Here is a 557-nt window from a genome sequence, read left to right on the forward strand (position 1 = left end):
TAAACGCAATGTCGACGTATTTATACAGCGCGAGAATGTTCCTCGAACAGAAATCTCCAGAAAAGGTTGGTGAATCCATTACCCACATCGAAGGTTTGGCGACTCGGATGAGTAAGATCATCAACAGTTTGCGCCAATTCGCTCGCAAGCCAGAAGGTGAAAGAGAAGTGAAGTCTGTAAGTGTTCATGAGGTGGCGGAGCAAGCATCCACCATTGTGAACACGCGAGCGAAGCGTCAACAGATCATCATAGAAAACCAGTTACCTGATGATGTAAAAGTGCAAGGCGACATGTTGGCGCTAGAACAGGTCTTCATTAACGTCTTAGTAAACAGTTGTGATGCGTTGATGGAAAGCACAAGGGACGAACAAAAACGGATTCAAATAGCGCTGGTGGAACGAACCAGCCAAACCACACTGATTGCGATCAGTGACAACGGCATTGGGTTTGGTGAAGAGATTGTGCAGCGGATTTTTCAGCCTTTTGTGTCGACAAAAGAAGTTGGCCTAGGGCTGGGGATGAATATTTGTAAGTCATTAATAGAAAAGCATAAAGGA

The 557-nt window shown here is 45.2% G+C and carries 1 protein-coding gene; it reads left to right on the forward strand.

The window, feature by feature from the left end; genetic code table 11:
• Positions 1 to 557: ATP-binding protein (locus R8O10_RS26855; RefSeq protein WP_318192179.1), on the forward strand; the 557-nt coding region annotated here is incomplete at both ends.

It is taken from the genome of Vibrio sp. 1727 (assembly GCF_033344415.1).
In the GTDB taxonomy this organism is placed as follows: domain Bacteria; phylum Pseudomonadota; class Gammaproteobacteria; order Enterobacterales; family Vibrionaceae; genus Vibrio; species Vibrio alginolyticus.